At 69.5% G+C, this 20,760-nt stretch carries 19 protein-coding genes; 5 read left to right on the top strand and 14 right to left on the bottom strand.

Annotation, left to right across the window (positions count from 1 at the left end; all coding sequences use genetic code 11):
- Positions 1–161: 161 nt before the first annotated feature.
- Positions 162–878, bottom strand: coding sequence for an oxidoreductase (locus tag LH076_RS00445; protein WP_227782008.1), 717 nt, complete (start codon positions 876–878; stop codon positions 162–164).
- A gap of 25 nt (positions 879–903) precedes the next feature.
- Here LH076_RS00445 and LH076_RS00440 point away from each other — a divergent pair, with 25 nt between their 5' ends.
- The gene (locus LH076_RS00440) at positions 904–1,791 is read left to right on the top strand and encodes a class I SAM-dependent methyltransferase (protein WP_227782007.1); all 888 of its coding nucleotides are present in this window, start codon (positions 904–906) and stop codon (positions 1,789–1,791) included.
- A gap of 108 nt (positions 1,792–1,899) precedes the next feature.
- Here LH076_RS00440 and LH076_RS00435 read toward each other — a convergent pair whose 3' ends face one another.
- The 13 genes from LH076_RS00435 to LH076_RS00375 form a co-directional block, all read right to left on the bottom strand.
- A complete protein-coding gene (locus LH076_RS00435; RefSeq protein WP_227782006.1) occupies positions 1,900–2,328 on the bottom strand; it encodes a globin domain-containing protein in 429 nt (142 codons plus the stop codon).
- A 68-nt stretch (positions 2,329–2,396) separates the two neighbouring features.
- Positions 2,397–3,116, bottom strand: a complete 720-nt coding sequence (locus LH076_RS00430) for a sirohydrochlorin chelatase (protein ID WP_227782005.1) — start codon at positions 3,114–3,116, stop codon at positions 2,397–2,399.
- Complete coding sequence (locus tag LH076_RS00425) at positions 3,113–4,231, bottom strand: uroporphyrinogen-III synthase (protein ID WP_227782004.1); 1,119 nt, start codon at positions 4,229–4,231, stop codon at positions 3,113–3,115. The genes LH076_RS00430 and LH076_RS00425 overlap by 4 nt, the downstream gene beginning before the upstream one ends.
- Positions 4,224–4,559 (bottom strand): nitrite reductase small subunit NirD, encoded by a 336-nt coding sequence (gene nirD / locus LH076_RS00420; RefSeq protein WP_227782003.1) that lies wholly within the window; start codon positions 4,557–4,559, stop codon positions 4,224–4,226. The genes LH076_RS00425 and nirD overlap by 8 nt, the downstream gene beginning before the upstream one ends.
- Entirely contained in the window at positions 4,556–7,162 is a 2,607-nt protein-coding gene (gene nirB / locus LH076_RS00415; RefSeq protein WP_227782002.1) for a nitrite reductase large subunit NirB, read from the bottom strand. Before nirB ends, nirD begins: the two co-directional genes overlap by 4 nt.
- Positions 7,162–8,610, bottom strand: a complete 1,449-nt coding sequence (locus tag LH076_RS00410; protein ID WP_227782001.1) for an FAD-dependent oxidoreductase — start codon at positions 8,608–8,610, stop codon at positions 7,162–7,164. The genes nirB and LH076_RS00410 overlap by 1 nt, the downstream gene beginning before the upstream one ends.
- 67 nt (positions 8,611–8,677) lie before the next feature.
- Positions 8,678–10,732, bottom strand: a complete 2,055-nt coding sequence (locus LH076_RS00405; protein WP_227782000.1) for a molybdopterin oxidoreductase family protein — start codon at positions 10,730–10,732, stop codon at positions 8,678–8,680.
- A 76-nt stretch (positions 10,733–10,808) separates the two neighbouring features.
- Positions 10,809–12,071, bottom strand: coding sequence for an HNH endonuclease signature motif containing protein (locus LH076_RS00400; RefSeq protein ID WP_227781999.1), 1,263 nt, complete (start codon positions 12,069–12,071; stop codon positions 10,809–10,811).
- Positions 12,072–12,188: 117 nt separating this feature from the next.
- Entirely contained in the window at positions 12,189–13,727 is a 1,539-nt protein-coding gene (locus LH076_RS00395; RefSeq protein WP_227781998.1) for an MFS transporter, read from the bottom strand.
- A gap of 97 nt (positions 13,728–13,824) precedes the next feature.
- The gene (mctP, locus tag LH076_RS00390) at positions 13,825–15,546 is read right to left on the bottom strand and encodes a monocarboxylate uptake permease MctP (RefSeq protein ID WP_321573721.1); all 1,722 of its coding nucleotides are present in this window, start codon (positions 15,544–15,546) and stop codon (positions 13,825–13,827) included.
- Positions 15,543–15,806 carry a DUF3311 domain-containing protein gene (locus LH076_RS00385; protein ID WP_227781997.1) on the bottom strand — a complete coding sequence of 88 codons (264 nt, stop codon included), beginning with the start codon at positions 15,804–15,806 and terminating at the stop codon, positions 15,543–15,545. Before LH076_RS00385 ends, mctP begins: the two co-directional genes overlap by 4 nt.
- A gap of 51 nt (positions 15,807–15,857) precedes the next feature.
- The gene (locus LH076_RS00380; protein ID WP_227781996.1) at positions 15,858–16,367 is read right to left on the bottom strand and encodes a VTT domain-containing protein; all 510 of its coding nucleotides are present in this window, start codon (positions 16,365–16,367) and stop codon (positions 15,858–15,860) included.
- The gene (locus LH076_RS00375) at positions 16,360–16,977 is read right to left on the bottom strand and encodes a CDP-alcohol phosphatidyltransferase family protein (RefSeq protein ID WP_227781995.1); all 618 of its coding nucleotides are present in this window, start codon (positions 16,975–16,977) and stop codon (positions 16,360–16,362) included. The genes LH076_RS00380 and LH076_RS00375 overlap by 8 nt, the downstream gene beginning before the upstream one ends.
- 38 nt (positions 16,978–17,015) lie before the next feature.
- Between LH076_RS00375 and LH076_RS00370 the strand changes: the two genes are divergently transcribed.
- The 4 genes from LH076_RS00370 to LH076_RS00355 are packed head-to-tail and all read left to right on the top strand — an operon-like array spanning position 17,016 to position 20,719.
- Positions 17,016–18,104 carry a sensor histidine kinase gene (locus LH076_RS00370; protein ID WP_227781994.1) on the top strand — a complete coding sequence of 363 codons (1,089 nt, stop codon included), beginning with the start codon at positions 17,016–17,018 and terminating at the stop codon, positions 18,102–18,104.
- The gene (locus LH076_RS00365; protein WP_227781993.1) at positions 18,101–18,835 is read left to right on the top strand and encodes a LytR/AlgR family response regulator transcription factor; all 735 of its coding nucleotides are present in this window, start codon (positions 18,101–18,103) and stop codon (positions 18,833–18,835) included. Before LH076_RS00370 ends, LH076_RS00365 begins: the two co-directional genes overlap by 4 nt.
- Positions 18,832–19,188, top strand: a complete 357-nt coding sequence (locus tag LH076_RS00360; RefSeq protein ID WP_227781992.1) for a hypothetical protein — start codon at positions 18,832–18,834, stop codon at positions 19,186–19,188. Before LH076_RS00365 ends, LH076_RS00360 begins: the two co-directional genes overlap by 4 nt.
- A gap of 7 nt (positions 19,189–19,195) precedes the next feature.
- Positions 19,196–20,719, top strand: coding sequence for a cation acetate symporter (locus tag LH076_RS00355; RefSeq protein ID WP_227781991.1), 1,524 nt, complete (start codon positions 19,196–19,198; stop codon positions 20,717–20,719).
- Positions 20,720–20,760: the final 41 nt, after the last annotated feature.

Raw genomic sequence — 20,760 nt, 5'->3', positions numbered from 1 at the left:
GTGATCGTTCCTTCTTTGAGGACGCTGCGGCGATGCGGACAGACAACTGCACAGCAGCAATAGGACAAGTGCACGCTTGGTAACCCGATGGACGCGTGAAGTGAAGGTGGCACCCGGCTCATGAGCCGGGTGCCACCGGCTCATTTCGGGACCTCGTGCTCTCAGGCTCTGAGCGGGCTCGCCTCGGCCCCTGCCGCGAACGCCTCGGCGCCATAGAGCAGCCACGCGTGTATGCCGGCCTGGCCACCGCTCGCATAGCCCCGGAGGTTGCTCTCATACTCCGCCCGATGCGTCAGATGGCCCGCCTCCGGCACGGTGAGCGACTTCTCGTCGACGCCACGGGCGACCATGACGAGCCGCTCAGCCGCGCGGGCGACGAGCCCGTTGTGGGAGCCGAAGGGCGCGACCGTCATGAGGTCGGCGTGGACGATCGCGGCGACGACGAGCGCCGGTGCCGTGGTCGGGGCGAGCAGGAGCTCTGAGAGACCGCGGAGTCGTCCTGCCGCCTCGGCGGAGCGTGGCCGGCCGAGCTCCTCGTCGGCGAGCGTGCCCTTGGCGGCCAGGGCGTGCAGGCGCGCGAAGGCCTGCAACGGCGCGGTCCTGAGCACCGGCACCAGGGCGAGCAGTTCCGTCGACACCCTGACGGCATCGCGGGCCACCGCATCACCAGCCCCGTCACGCACCTCGTCCAGCGTCGACTCGGAGTCCTCGAGGGCCGCGGACGCCTGCGCTCCGCGCAGCAGCGACTCGGCCGTCTGCTCGGGCGTCGTCCTCCGCAGGCCACGGTCCCGAAGCATCACGTCGATGCCGTCACGGGTGGCGGCGTACGCACTCGCCACTCCCTCGAGAGACACGAGTCGCGCCAGCGGATCAGTCACGGTGCGCAAGGCTAACCTGATCCACATGGCTGACCCCGCGCGCTCGTTCGGTTCGGTCGCCGACGCCTACGACCACGGCCGACCCGACTATCCCGCCGACGCGGTGACCTGGCTCGTCGGTCGCCCCGGCACCGAGTTCGTCTCCGTGCTCGAGCTCGGCGCCGGCACGGGCAAGCTCACCCGCGCCCTGGTCGAGCAGCGCTATCACGTCTTCGCGACCGACCCCGACGACGCGATGCTCGACCGCCTGTCCGCCCACCTGCCCGACGTACGCGCGACCAAGGCCGTCGCCGAGCAGCTCCCCGTGCCCGACCAGTCCGTCGATGTCGTCATGGCGGCCCAGGCGTTCCACTGGTTCGACCTCGAGCGTGCGCTGCCGGAGATCGCTCGCGTGCTGCGCTCCGGCGGCCATCTCGCGCTCGCCTGGAACGAGTTCGACCGCTCGATCCCCTGGGTGCGGAAGTTCGCCACGATCATCGGCAACACGGCTCACGACGACCCGTCGGAGCTGCTCGAGGAGTCGGGCTACTTCGCCGGCACCCTGCACGAGACCTTCAACTTCTGGCACGAGGTCGACAAGGAGATGCTCGTCTCCCTCGCCCTGAGCCGTTCGGCCCAGGCCACCGCCACGGACGAGGACCGCGCTGCGGTCCGCAGCCAGGTCGAGAGCCTGTACAACGACTACGGCCGTGGCACCGGCGGCATGCGCCTGCCCTACATCTGCCACGCCTACCGAGCCGCCGTCACCGAGAAGCGACCCGTCACGCCGCCGATGCCCACGACGCTGATCTCCTCCTCAGCTCCCCAGCCGGTCGAGGAGGAGCCCGACAACACCGCCGTCGCCCTCCCCCGCGTGCTGACCGGCTACGACGACCCCGACACCGGCGAGGTCAAGCTCTTCACCTGGCACTGAGCCGCGCGGCGTTGCGCGACGTCGGCGTCACTGCAGAACCCGCGGTGGTGCCGCTTGAGGCAGAGCAGCCCGAGCAGGCTGCCCTTGGAGTCGACGACGGCACGCACGTCAGGCGACACCTTCGGCATCCGGCTCGGCGACGCCTTCGGCGCCGGCCAGCATGAGCGAGGCGACGGCGCCGAGGGCACCGGTCCACTCCGCGGTCATCGCCGGCGTCCACGCCGAGCCACCGAGCTCCTCCATGGCGGCGATCATGCACTCGGCGACGGCGTCGTACATCGGGGGCGTGACGCCCCAGCCGGAGTGTTTCGCACCGAGGGCACCGAGGGTGTCGGTGAGCCAGACGGAGTCGTCGAGGTTGTCGAGGACCGCGAGCACGGCGCTGCGAAGCATCTTGGCCTGCGGGGCGATGTCAGCAGAGAACATCGGACGCACCTGGGGGTAGCGCGTGAAGAGGATCTCGTAGAAGCGGGGCGTCAGCGCCTCTTCCTGGCCATCGACCAGGACGAGGCTTTCGGTGAGAAGTTCCTTGTCCATGGCCTCACGTTCCGCGCGGGCTGTTGCCGGCGCTCGGCGGATGCAGACCCGGCACGGTGAACTTGTTCTCACAACCTCACTGGCTGGGCCTTGGTCGCCCGCTCGCAGATGAGCTCGACGACGAGCGGGTGCACACCGAGCACGTCGGCGACGATGGTGGCACCGGAGGCACGGGCCTCCTCGGCGGCGCGGGTGGCGAAGTGACCGGGGCTGAGCAGGTAGGTGGAGACGACGTCGCCGGGCTCGATCACCTCGGCCGGACGGCCGCCCTCACCGCTGAGCACGGCGACCCGAACGCGAGCGCCCCAGATCCCGGTGAGCAGGTCGGCGGCGACAGCGAGGTCCTCGGCCGCACGCGGGTCACGCGAGCCGGCGGCGATCATCACCACCGACTCCCCGGGCGTGGCGCCGGCCTCGATCAGGCGTGACGCCTGGGCGCGGGCCAGGAGCGGGTGCGGTCCGAGCGGCGGCGCCAGCACCACCGAATCGGGGCTTTCCTCCCGCCGAGTCCGGGCTTTCCTGCCGTCGAGTCCGGTGTTTCCTGCCGCGAGAACCGCCGCCGGGAGGTCGACGGCCACGTGATAGCCGCGCGAGAGCAGCAGCGGCACCGCGACCACATCCCCGGACGCGCCCGCCATCACATCCGCGAAGAGAGGCGCGCAGAGCTCGACGTACGACGACGTCGACTCCATCGCGAGCCGCTCGCCCGCCAGCCGGGCAAGCTCCGACGCGATCTGGTTGCCGGTCGCATGCCGGGTGCCGTGGGCGACGGTGATGAGCTGGGTCACGGCGCCACGGCCAACCGGTAGCCGCGCTTCACCACCGTCTGGATCGCCCGCGTCCCGAGAGCGGAGCGGAGGCGGGCCACCGCCATCTCGACGGCGTGCTCGGAGCCGGCCGTCCCGCTGGGCAGCATCGCCAGCAGGGCAGGCCGGGAGACCACGTTGCCGGGGTTGGCGACCAGCGCGTTGAGCACGGCGAGTGGTGCGGCGGAGAGCTTCACCTCGGCGCCGTCGAGCAGCACCTCCTCGCCGTGGAGCAGCAGCTGATGGCCGCCGAGGAGCTCGATGGAGAGGCCGGCGCGACGTGAGGGCAGCTCGGCCTCCAGCTGGTTGACCATCGCCACCAGGCGATAACGGTCGGGGGGCCAGATCGTCGGTACGCCCCACAGGTCGAAGGCGGCCGCTGCGACCGGCCCCACGCAGGAGGCGACCACGTCGGCCTGGAAGGCCGCGACGACCTCGTCGCGCAGGCCCATCGAGCCGGCGACCTGCATCAGCGCGGCGATCGCGGGCGCGGAGGTGAAGGTGACGGCGTCGAGCTCACGGCCGGCGATCAGCTCGACGAGCCCGAACATCGGCCCGGGGTCCGCAGCGGGCTCGACCCGGTAGACGACGACGGAGACGACCTCGGCACCTTGGCGCCGCAGCGCGTGCGCGACCATCGAGAGCGACTGGCCGTGCTCCTGCACCACGATCCGCTTGCCGGTCAGGTCGCGGCCGCGCAGGTGCTCGAGGACGTCGTCGAAGGATTCGGATGACGGCGCCCACAGCTCGCGCAGGCCGAAACGACGCAGTGCGCCGACCGACTTGGGGCCGCGGGCGAGGATCTCGGCCTCGTTGAGATGGGCGGTCAGGCGCTCGGCGAGGCCCCACTCCTCGGCCTTCGCGAACCACGCCTTCATGCCGATCCCCGTCGTCACCAGGAGCATGTCGACCCGCTGGCCGAGCACCTCCTCGGTGCTCTCCCGGAGTGCGGCATCGTCGACCCGGTTGGGGTCCATCGACAGCGCCGGCGCGCACACCACCGACGCTCCGCGGCGCTCCAGCAGCGCGACCTGTTCCTCCGCCTTGCGGGCTGCGGTCACGCCGATCCGGAAGCCCTCGAGGGGGCGATCAGCCAACTCTGTCTCCGACCAGCACGAGGCCGTCGCTCACCACGACGTCGTACGTCGGCACGGTGACCGCCGGGTCGTCCAGGCAGACGCCCGTACGCAGGTCGAAGGCCTGCTTGAGCAGCGGCGAAGCCACGAAGGGCACCTCCTCATCACCCACGGTGCGTGTCCCGACGATGCCGCGCGACAGGACTGAGGCGCGACCGAACGGATCGTAGTTGGAGATGGCGTAGAAGTGGTCGTCCTTCGTCCGGAAGACGGCGACCGCCTCGCCCCCGACGAGCGCGGCGACGCCCGACTCGGGATCGATCGCCTCGACCGGGCAGACCGAGGTCATCGCTCTGCTCCTGCCGGTGCGCCGACGAAGCCGGCGGGGGCTCCGACGGGAATCGCGGTGCCGAGGTTCACCTGGCCGTCGGAGTCGACGGGGACGATCTGGTCCCGCAGCGTGCCGAAGGAGATCGAGGGGTCGGGCGTCTCGGTCGCGTTGACGAAGGAGACGAAGCGACGCAGCTTGTCGGGGTCCTCGAGGGTGGCGGCCCACTCGTCGAAGTAGGAGTCGACGTGCTGCGCCATCGCCGCCTCGAGCTCGGACCCGAGACCCAACGCATCGTCGATGACGACCTCACGCACCCGGTCGAGGCCACCGTCGAGGGAGTCGATCCAGGTGGAGGTGCGCTGGAGTCGGTCGCCGGTGCGGATGTAGTACATGAGGAACCGGTCGAGATAGCGCACAAGCTCCTCGGTGGAGAGGTCGCCCGCCAGCAGCTGCGCGTGGGCCGGGATGGCGCCACCGTTGCCGCCGACGTACAGGTTCCAGCCCTTCTCCGTGGCGATGACGCCGAAGTCCTTGCCGCGCGCCTCGGCGCACTCGCGGGCACACCCGGAGACGCCGCCCTTGAGCTTGTGCGGGCTGCGCAGCCCGCGGTAGCGGAGCTCGAGCATGATGGCGAGGCCGACCGAGTCCTGGACGCCGTACCGGCACCAGGTCGAGCCGACGCAGGACTTCACCGTGCGCAGCGACTTGCCGTAGGCGTGGCCGGACTCCATGCCCGCATCGACCAACCGCCGCCAAATAAGGGGAAGCTGCTCGAGGCGCGCGCCGAAGAGGTCGATCCGCTGCCCGCCGGTGATCTTCGTGTAGAGCCCGAAGTCGCGCGCGACCTCACCGATGACGATCAGCTTCTCCGGCGTGATCTCGCCGCCCGGGATGCGCGGGACGACGGAGTAAGTGCCGTTGCGCTGCATGTTGGCGAGCGCGAAGTCGTTGGTGTCCTGCAGCGTCCGGTTCTCGCGGGCGAGGACGTGCCCGTTGAGCTGGCTCGCGAGGATCGAGGCGACGGTGGGCTTGCAGATGTCGCAGCCGCGGCCGCGGCCGTGCGCCTCGATGATCTGGTCGAAGGTCGTGTAGCCGTGGATGAGCACGACGTCGAAGAGCTCGGCACGAGTGATGGGGAAGTGCTGGCAGAGGCTCTTGTCGACCGTCTTGCCCTGCGCCGCGAAGTGGTCCTCGACGATCTTCTTGACCTGGACCTTGCAGGAGCCGCACGTGGCGCCGGCCTTGGTCTCACGGGTGACATCACCGGCGGTCTCGCAGCCGTTGTCGACAGCGTGCTTGATGTCGCCCTTGCTGACGTCGTTGCAGGAGCAGACCTGCGCCTCGTCGGGCAGCTCGATGTGGGCGCCGGCTCCGGTGGAGGCGGGCAGGATCAGCTCCTCGGGGTTCTCCGGCAGCGCGAGGCCACTGGAGACCATGGGACGCAGGAGGCCGTACGCCGACGCGTCGCCGACCAGCACGCCGCCGAGCAGACGGTAGGAACCGTCGGAGTTCTCCGTGACGACGAGCTTCTTGTAGATGCCGGCCACGGCGTCGTGGAAGACGAGCTCGAGCGAGTCGGGCGTGGTGCCGTGGGCGTCACCGAAGGAGGCGACGTCGACGCCGAGAAGCTTGAGCTTCGTGGACATGTCGGCGCCGGTGAAGGCGGCCTCCGTGTCGCCACCCCGGACCAGTGCGTCGACCGCGACCTCGGCCATCGAGTAGCCGGGAGCGACCAGGCCGTACATCACACCGCCGGGTGCGGCGCACTCACCGATCGCCCAGATGTGCTCGTCGGAGATCGTGCGGCACTGCTCGTCGACGAGGATGCCGCCGCGCTCGGCCACCTGAAGGTCGGCGGCGCGGGCGAGGGCGTCACGCGGCCGGATGCCGGCAGAGAAGACGACGATGTCGACGTCGAGGGCGTTGCGGTCCTTGAGCGCCAGGCTGCCGACCCGCGTGCCCGACCTGTCAGCGAGGATCGCCTCGGTCATCGCTCCGGTGTGGGTGGTGATGCCGAGCTTCTCGATGTGCCGGGTCAGCGTCCTGCCGCCGGTGTCGTCGACCTGGACGGCCATCAGCCGCGGCGCGAGCTCCACGACGTGAGTCTCAAGACCCAGCTGGTGCAGGGCATTCGCGGCCTCGAGGCCGAGGAGGCCACCACCGATGACCGCACCCGTCCTGGCCTTGCGCGCTGCCTTACGGATGGCGTCGAGGTCGTCGATCGTGCGGTAGACGAAGACGTTCCCCAGCTCGCGGCCCGGCACGGGCGGCACGAACGGCGCCGCACCGGTGGCCATCACGAGCTCGTCGTAGGAGAGGTCCTCACCGTTGGCCAGCGTCACGATGCGGTGCCTCGGGCTGATGGCGACCACTTCGGCGTTGAGCCTCAAGGAGACACGCGGGTCGTCGTACTCCCCCTCGGGAAGGAAGGAGAGGGCCTTGTCGCCGACCTCGAACCACGAGGTGAGCGCGACGCGGTCGTACGCCGGCCGCGGCTCCTCCCCGAGGATGACGATGTCGTGGGTCTCGGTCAGACCACGCTCGATGGCGGCCTGGACGAAGCGGTGTCCGACCATGCCGTGTCCGATGACGACGATGCGCTTGCGGTACTCAGGGCTCATCACGCGATCTCTTTCACTCGTGCGGGGGCGAGGAGTTGCTCGACGACCGAGCGGCACCCGCCGCACCCGGTGGTCGCTCGGGTCTGCTCACGCGCGTCGTCGAGCGAGGAGCAGGCCCGGATCCGGCCGGCACTGACACCGGCGCAGGCACAGATCTCGGCGTCGTCGGGCAACGACTGCACCGGCGACGCGTCCGAAGACCCCGCGATGCTGCGGGGACCCGTGAGAAGGAGTCCCGGCTCGCCCTCCGCGAGCCGGGTTCCGCGGTCGAACGCCTGGGTGATCAGGCCGACCTGGGAGAGGTCGCCGACGAGCGTGGCGGCGGTGATCACGCCGTCGTCGAGGACGAGGAGCTTGTGGGTGCCCTTGATCGGGTTGGAGACCTTGACGACCTCGGCGCCGGGCTCCGTCGCGGCGTGCTGCGGGTCGCCGAGGACGGCGACGTCGAGGTCGGTGGCGCGGAGGCGCGCGACGATCCGGTGGCCGTCGTACTGCTTCTCGCCGCCGGTGAGCCTCGCCGCAAGGATCGCGGCCTGCTCCCAGGCCGGCGGGACGAAGCCGGTCGTCCGACCGTCGTGCTGCGCACAGTCGCCGATGGCGAAGATGTCTTCATCCGTCGTTGCCAAGGTGTCGTCGATGACGATGCCCCGGCGGATCTCGAGGCCGGCGCGGCGGGCGAGGTTGACGCTCGGACGACCGCCGGCGGTGAGGACGAAGAGGTCCGCGTCGAGCGTGAAGCCGTTGTCGAGCTGGAGGCCGTTGTCGTCGATCCGGATGGCTCGCGCACCGGTGTAGACCTCGGTGCCGAGCTTCGTGAGGCTGCGCTTGAGCACGGCGCCGGCGGCCTCGTCGACGTGGGAGTGGAGCAGCGACTCGGCGCCCTCGATGATCTCGACTCGAAGTCCGCGGATGGAGAGGGCACGCGCGACCTGCAGGCCGAGCAGGCCGCCGCCGATGACGATCGCCGTCTGAGGTCCCCTGTTGGTTGAGCTTGTCGAAACCTCAGCGAGGAGTCGGCCGCAGTCGTCGAGGCTGCGGAACGCGTGCACCTTCGGGTGCAGGTTGCCGTCGCGCTGCACCAGCCCGCGGATCGGCGGCAGTGTGGGGATCGCACCGGTGGCGAGGACGAGCTTGTCGTAGGGAATCTCGCTGCGGTCGGCGAGCTCGATCACCTTGCGGTCACGGTGGATGTCGACCACCCGCATGCCGAGTCGTAGGTCGATCCCGTGGGCCGCGAACCAGTTGCCGTTGCGCAGCGTGATCGCCTCGGGCCGGTGCGTCCCCTCCAGCACGGCGCTGAGCAGGATCCGGTTGTACGGCGCGTGCGGCTCGTCCCCCACGACAGTGATCTGCAGGTCGCGCCGGCTCGCGTCGCGCCTCGAGACCAACCGCTCCGCAAGGCGCACGGCAGCCATGCCGTTGCCCACGATCACGATCCGCTCAGTCACAACTCCATGGTGTGCGGCCGTCGTAACACTCCCGACCCGTAGGTGTCAGGGGTGTGTCACTTTCTGCTCACGCCCTCACAGCAGCCGCGCAGACCTTGAACTCGGGCATGCGGGAGCTGGGGTCGAGGGTGTCGAGGGTGAGCTTGTTGGCGCCGATCCAGTGGAAGGGGACGAAGATCGTGTCTGGGCGGATGGTGTCGACGATCTTGGCGGGTGCCTGCATCGTGCCGCGTCTCGTGCTGAGCGTGAGGGGCTCGCCGTCATGCGCGCCGAGGCGCAGGGCGAGCATCGGGTGGAGCTCGACGAAGGCGCCCTCGTCGGGGAGGTCGCGGATCCGGCGGGTCTGGGCGCCCGACTGGTACTGCGACAGGACGCGGCCGGTCGTCAGGTGGAGCGGGAAGTCGGCGTCGATCTCCTCAGCGACGCCGTGCCACTCGACCGGCACGAAGCGGGCGCGACCGTCGGCGTGGAAGAACGACTCGGCGAAGAGCCGCTCGGTGCCGGGATGGTCCCCGTCATCAAGCGTCGGGACCGGCCAGAAGAGGCCGTTCTCCGTGCGGATCCGGTCGTAGGTGACGCCGCTGTAGTCGGCCTTGCCGCCCTTGCTCGCCAACCGGAGCTCGTCGAAGACCACCTCCGGCTCGACCGACCAGGCACCCGGCGCCTTCAGCCTCTCGGCCAGGCCGGCCATGATGTCGAGGTCGGACCTCACCCCCGCCGGGGGTGTGATCGCCTTCTGGCGAAGGATGATCCGCCCTTCGAGGTTCGTCATCGTGCCGCTCTCCTCGGCCCACTGCGTGATCGGGAGTACGACGTCAGCGAGTGCCGCGGTCTCTGACATGACGATGTCCGCGACCACCAACAGGTCGAGCGCCTGCAGCCGCTCCGTCACGGCGAGGGCGTTCGGGGCGGAGACGACCGGGTTCGAGCCGAAGACCATCAGCGACTTCGGGCCCTGCTCGGTGCCCAGCGCGGAGAGCAGCTCGTAGGCCGACAACCCCTTGCCGGGAAGGGATTCCGGCGCGACGCCCCACACCGAGGCGACATGCGCGCGTGCCGCGGGATCGTCGATCATCCGGTAACCGGGAAGCTGGTCGGCCTTCTGGCCGTGCTCGCGACCACCCTGTCCGTTGCCCTGGCCGGTGAGGCAGCCGTAGCCGGCGTACGGCCTCCCGGGGAGCCCCAGGGCGAGCACGACGTTGATCCAGGCCAGCACGGTGGCCGTGCCGTCGGCATGCTGCTCGGCACCGCGGGCGGTCAGCACCATCACGCGTTTCGACGACATCATCAGCTCGGCGAGCTGGCGCACCTCCGAGGCGAGGATGCCGGTGACCCGCTCGACGCGTTCCTCCCACCACTCAGCGGCGGCCGTGCGGGCCTCGTCGAACCCCACAGCCCGGGAGGCGACATAGGCCTCGTCAACCCCTCCTGCAGCGTCGATCAAGTGGAGTATCCCCAGTGCCAGTGGGAGATCCGTGCCCGGCACGGGTTGCAGGAAGAGGTCGGCACGGTCGCCGGTCGGCGTACGACGAGGGTCGATGACCACGACCTTGCCGCCACGCTCCCGGAGGCGGTCGAGGTGCCGCGCGGCCGGTGGCATCGTCTCGGCGAGGTTGGAGCCGACGAGCACCACGACATCCGCCTGCTCGACGTCGGCCAGGGGGAAGGGCAGGCCGCGGTCCACGCCGAAGGCCTGGTTGCCCGCCGACGCCGCGGACGACATGCACCAACGGCCGTTGTAGTCGATCATCGCCGTGCCCAGTGCAATGCGGGCGAACTTGCCGAGCTGGTAGGCCTTCTCGTTGGTCAGACCACCGCCACCGAAGATCGCGTTGGCATCAGCGCCGTGCTCAGACCTCAACGTCATAAGGCGGTCCGCGATCAGGTCGAGCGCCTCGTCCCATGACGCTGCACTCCACTCACCCGTCGAACGCGAGCGCACCATTGGCGAGGTGATCCGCTCGCGCGACCCGCGAAGACCAGCGGCGGTCCAGCCCTTCCGACACAGCGCCCCCTCGTTGACGGGGAAGTCCGGCCGCGCCGCCACCTCCAGCGCGAGGCCCTTGCGCTGCAGGGACATCCCGCACTGGAGCGAGCAGTAGGGGCAGTGTGTGTCAACCATCGACCCCATCCTCGCCTCGCCATCGACGGCGCGGGTTAGCGATGGGTCTCCGGACCGTCACCGACTCCTCACAGCCTCACCGGAGCGTGTTCGTGCCCGCCGGTGTGCGTAGGTAGTGCCTGCCTTCAGGAGATCGCCAAAGGTAGTAGCCGGGTTCGAGTTTGGTGTAGGTCCAGTCGGTGAAGGTCTTCATCCGGTGGTGGTACCGGCACAGGCAGCCGAGGTTCTCCGACGATGTGGGTCCGCCGCGGTCCGGATGATCTTTGTCATAGGGCTCGATGTGATCCAGATCGGCTGACCGGGCGTTGCGTTCGCAGTTCGGCGCCACGCACGTCTTGTCGATCAGGATCGCCTGCTCGCGCAGGGTCTCGCTGGGGGCGTAGCCGGCGCGCCGGAGGTTGGTGTTGAGGTCGATCACGGGGCGGACGGCCATCTTGGTGTTGGAGGCGGTGCACCACTCGCGGACCTGGGTGAGGGTGGTGAGGCCGGTGCCGCCTTCGGTGGTGAACTGCCCCTGGCTGTCGGCGTGGACGTAGAGGTTCACGGTCCGTGTGACGGCACCGGCCGTCGTGCCTGCGAGGTAGTGGCGGGCGATCACACCGAGTGCCTTCGAGCGGCGGACGTCCAACGACTCGTCGGAGCCTTGCTCCTTGAGGTCGGCGGCGGCTTGTTGGAGGGCTGCTTCGAGGTCGAGGCCGTCGGCGGTGTCCATGGATCCGAATACGTCGGTGGTGCCGTGGTCTTGGGGGTGGAGGTTGATCTTGCGGTTCTCGGCGGCTGCGTCGGCGCGCCTGGCTGCCTCTGTGGGGTCGAAGCGGTCGATGGCATGGGCGATGAACCGCTTCAACGCGGTGGGGCCGATCTTCTCGAACCGCATGTGCAGTTCTTTGTCGAGCCACGCGGCACCCTCGGCGGTGAGGACGCGGCTCGCCTGGGCGACGAGGCGTGCTTTCCAGACGGGGAGTTGTTCGTCGTAGAGGCGGAAGAAGAGTTTCGGCAACCGGTGGTGGAGCTCCAGCGCATCACCGACCCAGGAGCGTGCCTGGTGGTCGTTCATGCCGGTCTCGGCGGCGAGGTCCATGAGGGCGGATTCGTCGATCCAGGGTGTGCCGTCGCCGGCCAGGGGGATGTCGTGGACACGGTCACCGGAGGCTGCGTGCGCGGGGTCGTTGGTCTGGTGCTGCTGGGTCCAGTCGAGGGTGTGCAACAGCGAGGCGATTTCGGCCATGTTCGCGGAGTGTTTGGTGAGGGCGATCATGGCGAGGGGGTTGTCGATGGGCATGCCGCTGCTGGGGCCGAGGATGTTCTCGGTGGATCCGGCGTCTACAGCTTGCGACATGCGCCTACCTTATCTGTTCGAGCAATCGAACGCAAGGGCTATCGGTGGTACGGGCATACAAAATCACCCGGAGGGAGCGGCCGAAGCCACTCCCTCCGGGTAAAGAAACCGGCAGGCTCAGATGCCCGCGTGCTTGCCGTTCCTGCGGACGTAGAACGCCCAGGTGACGACCGCGCAGAGCACGTAGAAGGCGGTGAAGATCCAGAACGCCGACTTCGTCGCAGCCAGCGGGTCGGTGACCCACGGGCTGTTGAAGGTGATCGGGATCAGGAAGCCACCGATGGCACCGATGGCACCGATCAGGCCGGCGGAGGCCGACGCCTTCTTGGCCGCGGTGATCAGTGAGAGCTCCCGCTCAGGCGTGCCTTGGCCGGTCGAGTCGATCGCCTCGTTGCGGAAGACGGCAGGAATGATCTTGTAGAGCGACCCGTTGCCTGCACCGCTGAAGAAGAAGAGGCAGATGAACAGGGCCAGGAAGAGCGGGAAGACGTCGTGGTTGTTGGCCACCGCGTCGACCGCAGCCTGCGGGAACGTGAAGGCCTTCGGATCGGCGGCGATCTTGGCGAGCGCGTCACCTGTGGGCGCCGGTGGCAGCGTCTGCAACTTCGAGAGCGAGAAGAGGATGCCGAGCGTCGAGGCGATCATGCCGACGAAGCAGGCGAGGCTGATCCTGCCGCCACCGTACTTGTCGGCGAGCCAGCCACCGAGCGGTCGGGCGAGCGAGCCGACCAAAGCGCCGAGGAAGGCGTAGAAGGCGAAGTTGATCCCGATCCCCACCACAGCAGGGACGGGCTGGCGCCAGAAGTTGACCTTGATCAGCAGCGGCATGGCCGACGAGTAGCCGATGAAGGAGCCGAAGGTGCCGACGTACAGCAGTGAGAGCACCTGAACGTGGCGGTGCTTCAGCACAGCGAGCTGCTCGCGAGGATGCGACTCGATGCCCTCGATGTCGTCCATGAAGAAGAAGGCACCGATCACGCCGCACACCGCGAGGGCGGCGTACAGGAAGGCGGCACGCTCGAGGTGGATGCCACCGGCCGAGGCCTTGACCAGGCCGAAGATGCCCGCGCCACCGACGATGACGGGTAGCAGGAACTGGATGAGCGCGACGCCGATGTTGCCGCCGGCGGCGTTCATGCCGAGCGCCTTGCCCTTCTCCTTGGCGGGGTAGAAGAAGTTGATGTTGGCCATCGACGAGGCGAAGTTGCCGCCACCGAGACCGGCCGTCGCGGCGATGAGGCAGAAGGCCCAGTACGGCGTCCCCGGCTGCGTGACCGCATACGCGAACAACAGCGTCGGGACGAGCAGCAGCCCGGCCGAGATCATCGTCCACGTCCGACCCCCGAACTTCGGCACGGCGAACGTGTAGGGCACCCGCAGCAGCGAGCCCACGAGGTTCGGGATCGCGACGAGGAAGAAGAGCTGCTTCGGCGTGAAGCTGAAGCCCTGGGAGAGCAGGAACGCCGAGGAGACGCTCCAGATCACCCAGACGGAGAAGCCGAGGTGCTCGGAGAAGATCGACCACGTCAGGTTGCGGCGGGCGATCGTACGGCCGGTCGACTCCCAGAACTCGGGGTCCTCGGGTCGCCAGTTGGTCAGCAGGTGCTTCTTGGCCGGCGTGTCCTCGGCCGTCGGGGTGTTCAGCACGGTGGTCATGGTGACCACCCTCAGCGCGCTGCGTGACACCCCAGATATGGCGGCGTCAGGTGTGCGTCACGTTCCCCTCACGGCCTCACGGACCTCACGGGCTCACTTACGGCGACGGCCGGCGTACCGCCCCCTCGGGGTCGATGAAGGGGTCGTCGATCGCGGCGTGCGCGGCGAGGTCCTCGTCGACCCGCGGGTCACCGGCGTCGGCGTGGTAGTCGCCGACCGACGTGGCATCGACGCCGTTGGAGACGTGGACGGCGTTGAGGATGGCCGAGCCCACGACTGCGACGACGACGTTGAGCACGAAGGACGTGAGCGCGATGTAGCCCATGTCGCCGATGCCCGGGATCTCCGCGAGCGAGCCGCCGAAGTGGCCGCCGGTGGTCGGGTTGATCACGCGGTAGGCGGCGATCGTGCCGTAGACCATCGCGACCGCCCAGCCGGCGAGCAGCGCCCAGCGGTGGAACCAGCGGGTGTAGAGGCTGAAGACCACCGACGGGAAGATCTGCAGGATCCAGATGCCGCCGAGCAGTTGGAAGTTCAGAGCGTTCTGCTTGTCCATCGTCAGCACGAAGCCGAGCGCGAAGACCTTGACGATCAGTGACATCAGCTTGGAGACCTTCGCCTCCTCGGTCACGGTCGCGTTCGGCTTCAGCCACTCCTTGTAGATGTTGCGGCTGAACGTGTTGGCCGCGGCGATCGACATGATCGCGGCCGGGACGAGCGCACCGATCGCGATCGCGGCGAAGGCGACGCCGGAGAACCACGACGGGAACATGTCCTCGAAGAGCTGCGGGATCACGAGCTGGGCGTTGGGCTTGCCGTCGAGGCCGATCGGCTTCGTGCCGGCCGCGATCGCCACCCAGCCGAGCAGCGCGAGCAGGCCCAGCAGGAAGGAGTACGCCGGCAGGATGGCCGCATTGCGACGGACGGTGTTCCGGCTCTTGGACGACAGCGAGGCCGTCACCGAGTGCGGATACATGAAGAGTGCGAGGGCCGAGCCGAGCGCCAGCGTCGCATAGGCCCAGTGCGTCCCGTCGACCGAGAAGAACGTGCCGGCCGGCTTGCCCGTCGCCGGATTGGCAGTGGACATCTTCTGCTGCGCCGAGTCGAAGATGTGCGACCAGCCGCCGACGTGGTGGGGCAGGTAGATCACCGCGACGATGATGACCAGGTAGATCAGCAGGTCCTTGACCACCGCGATCACGGCGGGCGCGCGCAGCCCGGCGGTGTAGGTGTAGGCCGCGAGCAGCGCGAAGGCCACGAAGAGGGGCAGGTCCTTGACGAACCAGTTGCCGCCGCCGCCCAGGCCGGCGACCTCGAGGACCGCCTGGATGCCGACGAGCTGCAGCGCGATGTAGGGCATGGTGGCCAGGAAGCCGGTGACCGCGACGGCGAGGGAGAGCGGGCGGGCGTCGTACCGGCCGCGGACGAAGTCGGCGGTCGTGACATAGCCGTGGCGGTGGCTCACCGACCACAGTCGCGCCATGAAGACGAAGACGATCGGGTAGAGGATGATCGTGTAGGGCACGGCGAAGAAGCCCGCGACCGCGCCGGTCGCGAACATCGCGGCCGGGACGGCGACGAACGTGTAGGCCGTGTAGAGGTCGCCGCCCAACAGGAACCACGTGACGACCGTGCCGAACGAGCGGCCACCCAGGCCCCACTCCTCGAGGGAGTCCATCGACGCGGGCCGGCGCCAGCGCGTCGCCATGAAGCCGGCGACGGTCACGAGCGCGAAGAGCACGATCAGGACGGTGAGAGCCGCGCCGTTGACGCCGTGATCCGCGGTCAGCGGCAGGACCTGCGGCACGGACCCGCTCATCGGCCGGCCCTCTCACGGTTGGCGGAGAGGACGAGCCGGTAGGCGGCGTACGTCATCCCGGAGCAGATGAAGACCCAGAGGAACTGGTACCAGAAGAAGAAGGGGAAGCCCCACAGCCGCGGGCTGTCCTTCGCGTACGTCGGCACCGCGAGCAGCGCCACGATCGGAATGAGGATCAGGACGCCGGCGGCGATCAGCTTCGCCGTCCGCGCGCCGCTCGAGGGAGGAGTCGACGAGGGTTCATGGTTCCCGAGTGCCATGAGCCGGATCTTTACACATGTGACTCAGGTCACGCGAGAGGCTGGGCCGCCTCAGTGATGGAAGGCGAGGGCCGCCGGGATCGCGATCACGAGGAAGCGGATCCAGCGGCCGGTGAAGACCGCGATCGCGAACGGCACGATCCGCATCTGCGACAGACCGGCCACGGAGGCGGTGATGAAGAGCGGCGGGATGCCGACCGAGCCGCCGATGAAGACCACGAGCGGGCCGCGCCACGGGTGGTCGAGGTTCTCCATCAAGAGGTCACGGAGCTTGGCCCACCGACCGCGCGGCGCGTCCTTGTCCCGATGCTCGATCTCCTCCTCGGCCTCCATCGCGCGCTTGCGTGCGACGGCGTTCTTGCCGGTGCGGACGCCGAGGAAGAGCGTGCACTTACCGAAGACCGTGCCGATCGCGAGGGCCAGTGTCACGAAGATCGCGCCGTGGACGGAGGTGACCGCACCACCCGCCAGCGCCAGGGCCTCCGCGTTGATCACCGGGATGACGGCCGAGGCCCACCCCGTGCCCACCGCGATGAGGCACGCGATCAGGATTTCACGCACTGACCCTCTCCAGGGCCTCACTGCGCTCGAGCTCGGTGATGAGCCCGTACACGCGCCTGGCCGAGACGACCTTCACCACGAGCTGCAGGACGGCGACCACCGAGACCACCCAGACGGGCAGCCCCCACTGGTCGCTCGCCAGCAGCAGGAGGATGAGCAGGGTGGTGTTGGCGGTCTTGGCCGGCACCGACCAGTTCCACGTGTAGACCGTGCGGTCGACGCGGTAGAAGTGGTTCGGCGATACCAGCGGCCAGTACAGGAAGCTCAGGGTGAGCAGCAGGTCGATCACCATGAACTGGCAGAAGTAGATGCCCAGCGGCCACGCGAACTCGTGGTGCATGCCGAGCAGTCCCACCAGCAGCAGGCTCGAGTTCGCACGGTCCGAGAGGATGTCGAAGGTGGCACCGAACCGCGTCTCCTGCTTGAGGATCCGCGCCGCATTGCCGTCTGCGGAGTCGCCGACCCAGTAGACGCCGTACGCGATCGCGAGCATCGCCACCGAGTCCTGTCCGATGGCGACGACACCGAGCACGATGGCGGCGACCGTCCGGACGAGGGTGATGAGGTTGGCCCAGGTGCGCCACTGCACGCGAGCTCCGACGAGCGTCATGGTGCAAGACTCTCATCGTGCGGCGCGGACGGAGGCATTTGGGGTCCGAAGCCGACCGCGCCACCTTCCGCACCCTCCACACCGCCTCCTTGGCGGCTCCCGCGCTGCGTGAAGGCCTCTCCGAGACGACGGCGGAGAAGGCCGCGCGCCACCTCCGCACCCTCCTCGGTACGCCGGCCCTGGCCCTGACCGACACCGACCGTCTCCTGGCGTGGGACGGGGCCGCCCACCACCACGCGCCCCATGCGGCCGACCTCGCCGCGGTGGCGATCGAACGTGGCGAGACGCTGGTCTTCGACCGCAAGGACCTCGTCTGCACCCAGCCCGGCTGCACGCTGCGGGCAGCGATCGTGACGCCCCTGGTCTCCGACGACCGTGTTCTCGGCACGCTGCAGGCCTATGCGTCTGAGAGCAGCGCCGGCCTGGCGCGCGCCACGGACGAGGTCGCGACGTGGGCGAGCGGCCAGCTCGAGTTGGGCGAACTGGACGCCAGTCGTCGCCGGCTGATGGAGGCGGAGGTCCGGGCGCTCCGCGCGCAGATCAGCCCGCACTTCGTCTACAACTCCCTCACCGCGATCGCCTCCTTCGTCCGCACCGACCCAGACCGGGCGCGTGAGCTGCTGCTCGACTTCGCCGACTACACGCGGCACTCCTTCCGCCGCCTCGGCGACTACACGACGATCGAGGAGGAGCTCGGCTCGATCCGTCGCTACCTCGTCCTGGAGCAGGCGCGCTTCGGCGACCGTCTCGGCGTCGAGCTGCGGATCGCGCCGGAGACCCTTCCCATCTCGATTCCGGTGCTCTCCCTGCAGCCCCTCGTCGAGAACGCCGTGCGCCACGGCCTCGCGCCCAAGCCGGAGGGCGGCACGGTCACCATCAGCGCCCGCGATCTCGATCGCGAGGCGCTCCTCGTCGTCGAGGACGACGGCGTCGGCGAGGACCCGGAGCGGATCCGTCGCGTCCTTGCCGGGGACACGAGCCTCGACTCCGTCGGCCTCTTCAACGTCGACGAGCGGCTGCGCTCCACCTTCGGCGACGACTACGGTCTGGTCGTGGAGACCGCACCCCAGGCGGGCACCAAGGTGACCGTCCGCGTACCCAAGTTCGCCAGCGGAGTCCGGCCGTGAGCGGCCTGACGGTCCTGGTGGTCGACGACGAGGAGCCCAACCTCGCCGAGCTCTCCTGGCTGCTCTCGCGTGACGCCCGCATCGCTTCCGTCCTCACCGCCGCGTCGGGGACCGCGGCCCTCGAGATCCTCCGCGGCGCCGCGGTCGACGCCGTCTTCCTCGACATCGCGATGCCCGGCCTGTCCGGCCTGGACCTCGCCGCGGTCCTGGGCCGCTTCAAGGAGCCTCCGGCGATCGTCTTCGTCACCGCCCACAGCGAGCATGCGATCGAGGCCTTCGACCTGCACGCGGTCGACTACCTGCTCAAGCCCGTCCGCGAGGAGCGCCTCCGTGAGGCCGTACGTCGCCTCGCCGACGCTGCGCCCGCCGCGCTCGGTCCGGCGGAGGACGTGATCGCCGTCGAGCTCGGCGGTGTGACCCGCCTCGTCAGTCGTGCCGACGTCACCTGGGTCGAGGCGCAGGGCGACTACTCCCGCCTCCACACCGGCCCGGATGCCCAGGACTCCCATCTGGTCCGGTTGCCGATCAGCCAGCTGGAGGAGCGCTGGCGCGAGGCAGGGTTCCTCCGCATCCACCGCTCGGTCCTCGTTCCTCTGGGCCGCATCGACGAGGTCCGCGAGGCCGATGGCCGGCTCTCCGTCGTCGTCGGTGGCCGCGAGCTCCCGGTCAGTCGGCGCCACACCGCCGCGCTGCGCGAGCAGCTCCGCCGCACCCGCCAGACGCCCTCATGAGCGACCTCGGACCTTCGCCACGGGTCAGGGTCACGGCGCCTGCGACGGCTCGTCGTCGGCGTACGACCGTGGTCAGCGAGCTCGACGCCCAGTCCCCCATCGGGGAGGTCTACCTGCGCTCCCTGCTTCGCTCGCAGCTGAGGCTGGCCCTCGGCATCACCGCGATCCTCGTCCTCACCGTCGGCGCCCTGCCCCTCGCGTTCGCGCTGATCCCGTCGCTCCGGCACGCGCACGTCCTCGCCTGGATCCTCCTCGGCGGCTGCTGCTATCCGGTCCTGATCGGGCTCGGGATCGCCTACGTCCGCAGGGCGGAGCGCAACGAGCAGCACTTCCACGAGCTGGTGGACAGATGAGGCGCGGATGACCACCGGCTCCGCGCTCGCCCTGGCAGGCGTGCTCGTCATCGTCGCCCTCACCCTCGTCGTCGGCGCGATCGGCCTGCGGGTGTCGAGGACGACGAGCGACTTCTACGTCGCCTCGCGGACCGTCGGCCCGGGCGTCAACGCGGCGGCCATCTCCGGCGAATACCTCAGTGCCGCCAGCTTCCTCGGCGTCGCCGGCCTGATCCTCGTCCGTGGCATCGACATGGTCTGGTACCCCGTCGGCTGGACCGCCGGCTACCTCCTGCTCCTCCTCTTCGTCGCCGCCCCTCTCCGTCGCAGCAGGGCCTACACGCTGCCCGATTTCGCCGAGTTCCGGCTCGAGTCCAGCGCCGCCCGCGGCGTCTCCAGCGCACTGGTCGTGATGATCGCGGTGCTCTACCTGATCCCCCAGTTCCGCGGCGCGGGGCTGACCCTCCACCTCGTCACCGGCGCACCGTCCTGGCTCGGGAGCGCACTGGTCGCCGTCGTCGTCCTCCTCGGTGTCGCGGCCGGAGGCATGCGCTCGATCACCCTCGGCCAGGCCGTCCAGTACTGGGTGAAGCTCGCCGCGCTCCTCACCCCGCTGGTCTTCCTGCTGATCAGCGCCCACGGCGGCTCGACCCGCGTGTGGCACCGCATCGACGACACCGCGTGGCTCGAGCCCCTCTCGGGCGACCACGCGCTCTACCTCACCTACTCCCTGATCGTCGCGACCTTCCTCGGCACGATGGGGCTGCCGCACGTCGTGGTCCGCTTCTACACGAACCGCGACGGCGCGGCCGCGCGCCGCACGACCGTCAACGTCCTCGCCCTGCTGAGCCTCTTCTACCTCCTCCCTCCTGCGTACGGCGTCCTCGGCCGACGTCTCCTCGGTGGCTCTGCCGATCCGGACTCCGCGCTGCTCTCCCTGCCGGACCGTGCCTTCGGCGGCATGGGCGCCGACCTCCTCACCGCGGTCCTGGCGTCGGGGGCGTTCGCGGCCTTCCTCTCGACCTCGTCCGGCCTGGTCCTGTCGCTGACGGGAGTGCTCAGCCAGGACGTCGTCAGCCGTGGCTCCCACCGACTCGGGCCGGTCGCCTCGTTCCGCGTCGCGGCCGTCGGAGGTGCGCTCGTGACGCTGGTCCTGACCTGGCTGACCGCCAACCTGGCGGTCGCCCACGCGGTGGAACTGGCCTTCGCCGTGAGCGCCTCGACGTTCGCACCCCTGCTCATCCTCGGCATCTGGTGGCGCGGCCTCACCTCCGTCGGCGCGATCGCCGGCCTGGTGGTCGGAGGCCTCGCCTCGGGCGTCGCGGTCGTCGCCGCGATGGCCGGCTATGCGCCGACCGGTCTCTCTGGTGCCGTGCTCGCGCAGCCAGCGAGCCTCACGGTGCCGCTCACGTTCCTCGTCATGGTCGGCGTCTCACTCGTCACGCCGAGGTCGCTCCCGCCGCACGTCGTACGCACCATGGTCCGACTGCACATGCCCGAGTCCGTAGCCGTCGACCGCTCGGGGTTCCGGACCCGCGTCCCCGAGGACTGACCCGCCGCTCGTCGCGCAGGTGCGACCGTTCGTCGCAGTCG

This window comes from Nocardioides sp. Kera G14, assembly GCF_020715565.1.
Lineage (GTDB): Bacteria > Actinomycetota > Actinomycetes > Propionibacteriales > Nocardioidaceae > Nocardioides.
The sequence above is the reverse complement of the archived record's forward strand: the minus strand, read 5'-3'. Positions and strand labels throughout refer to the sequence as shown.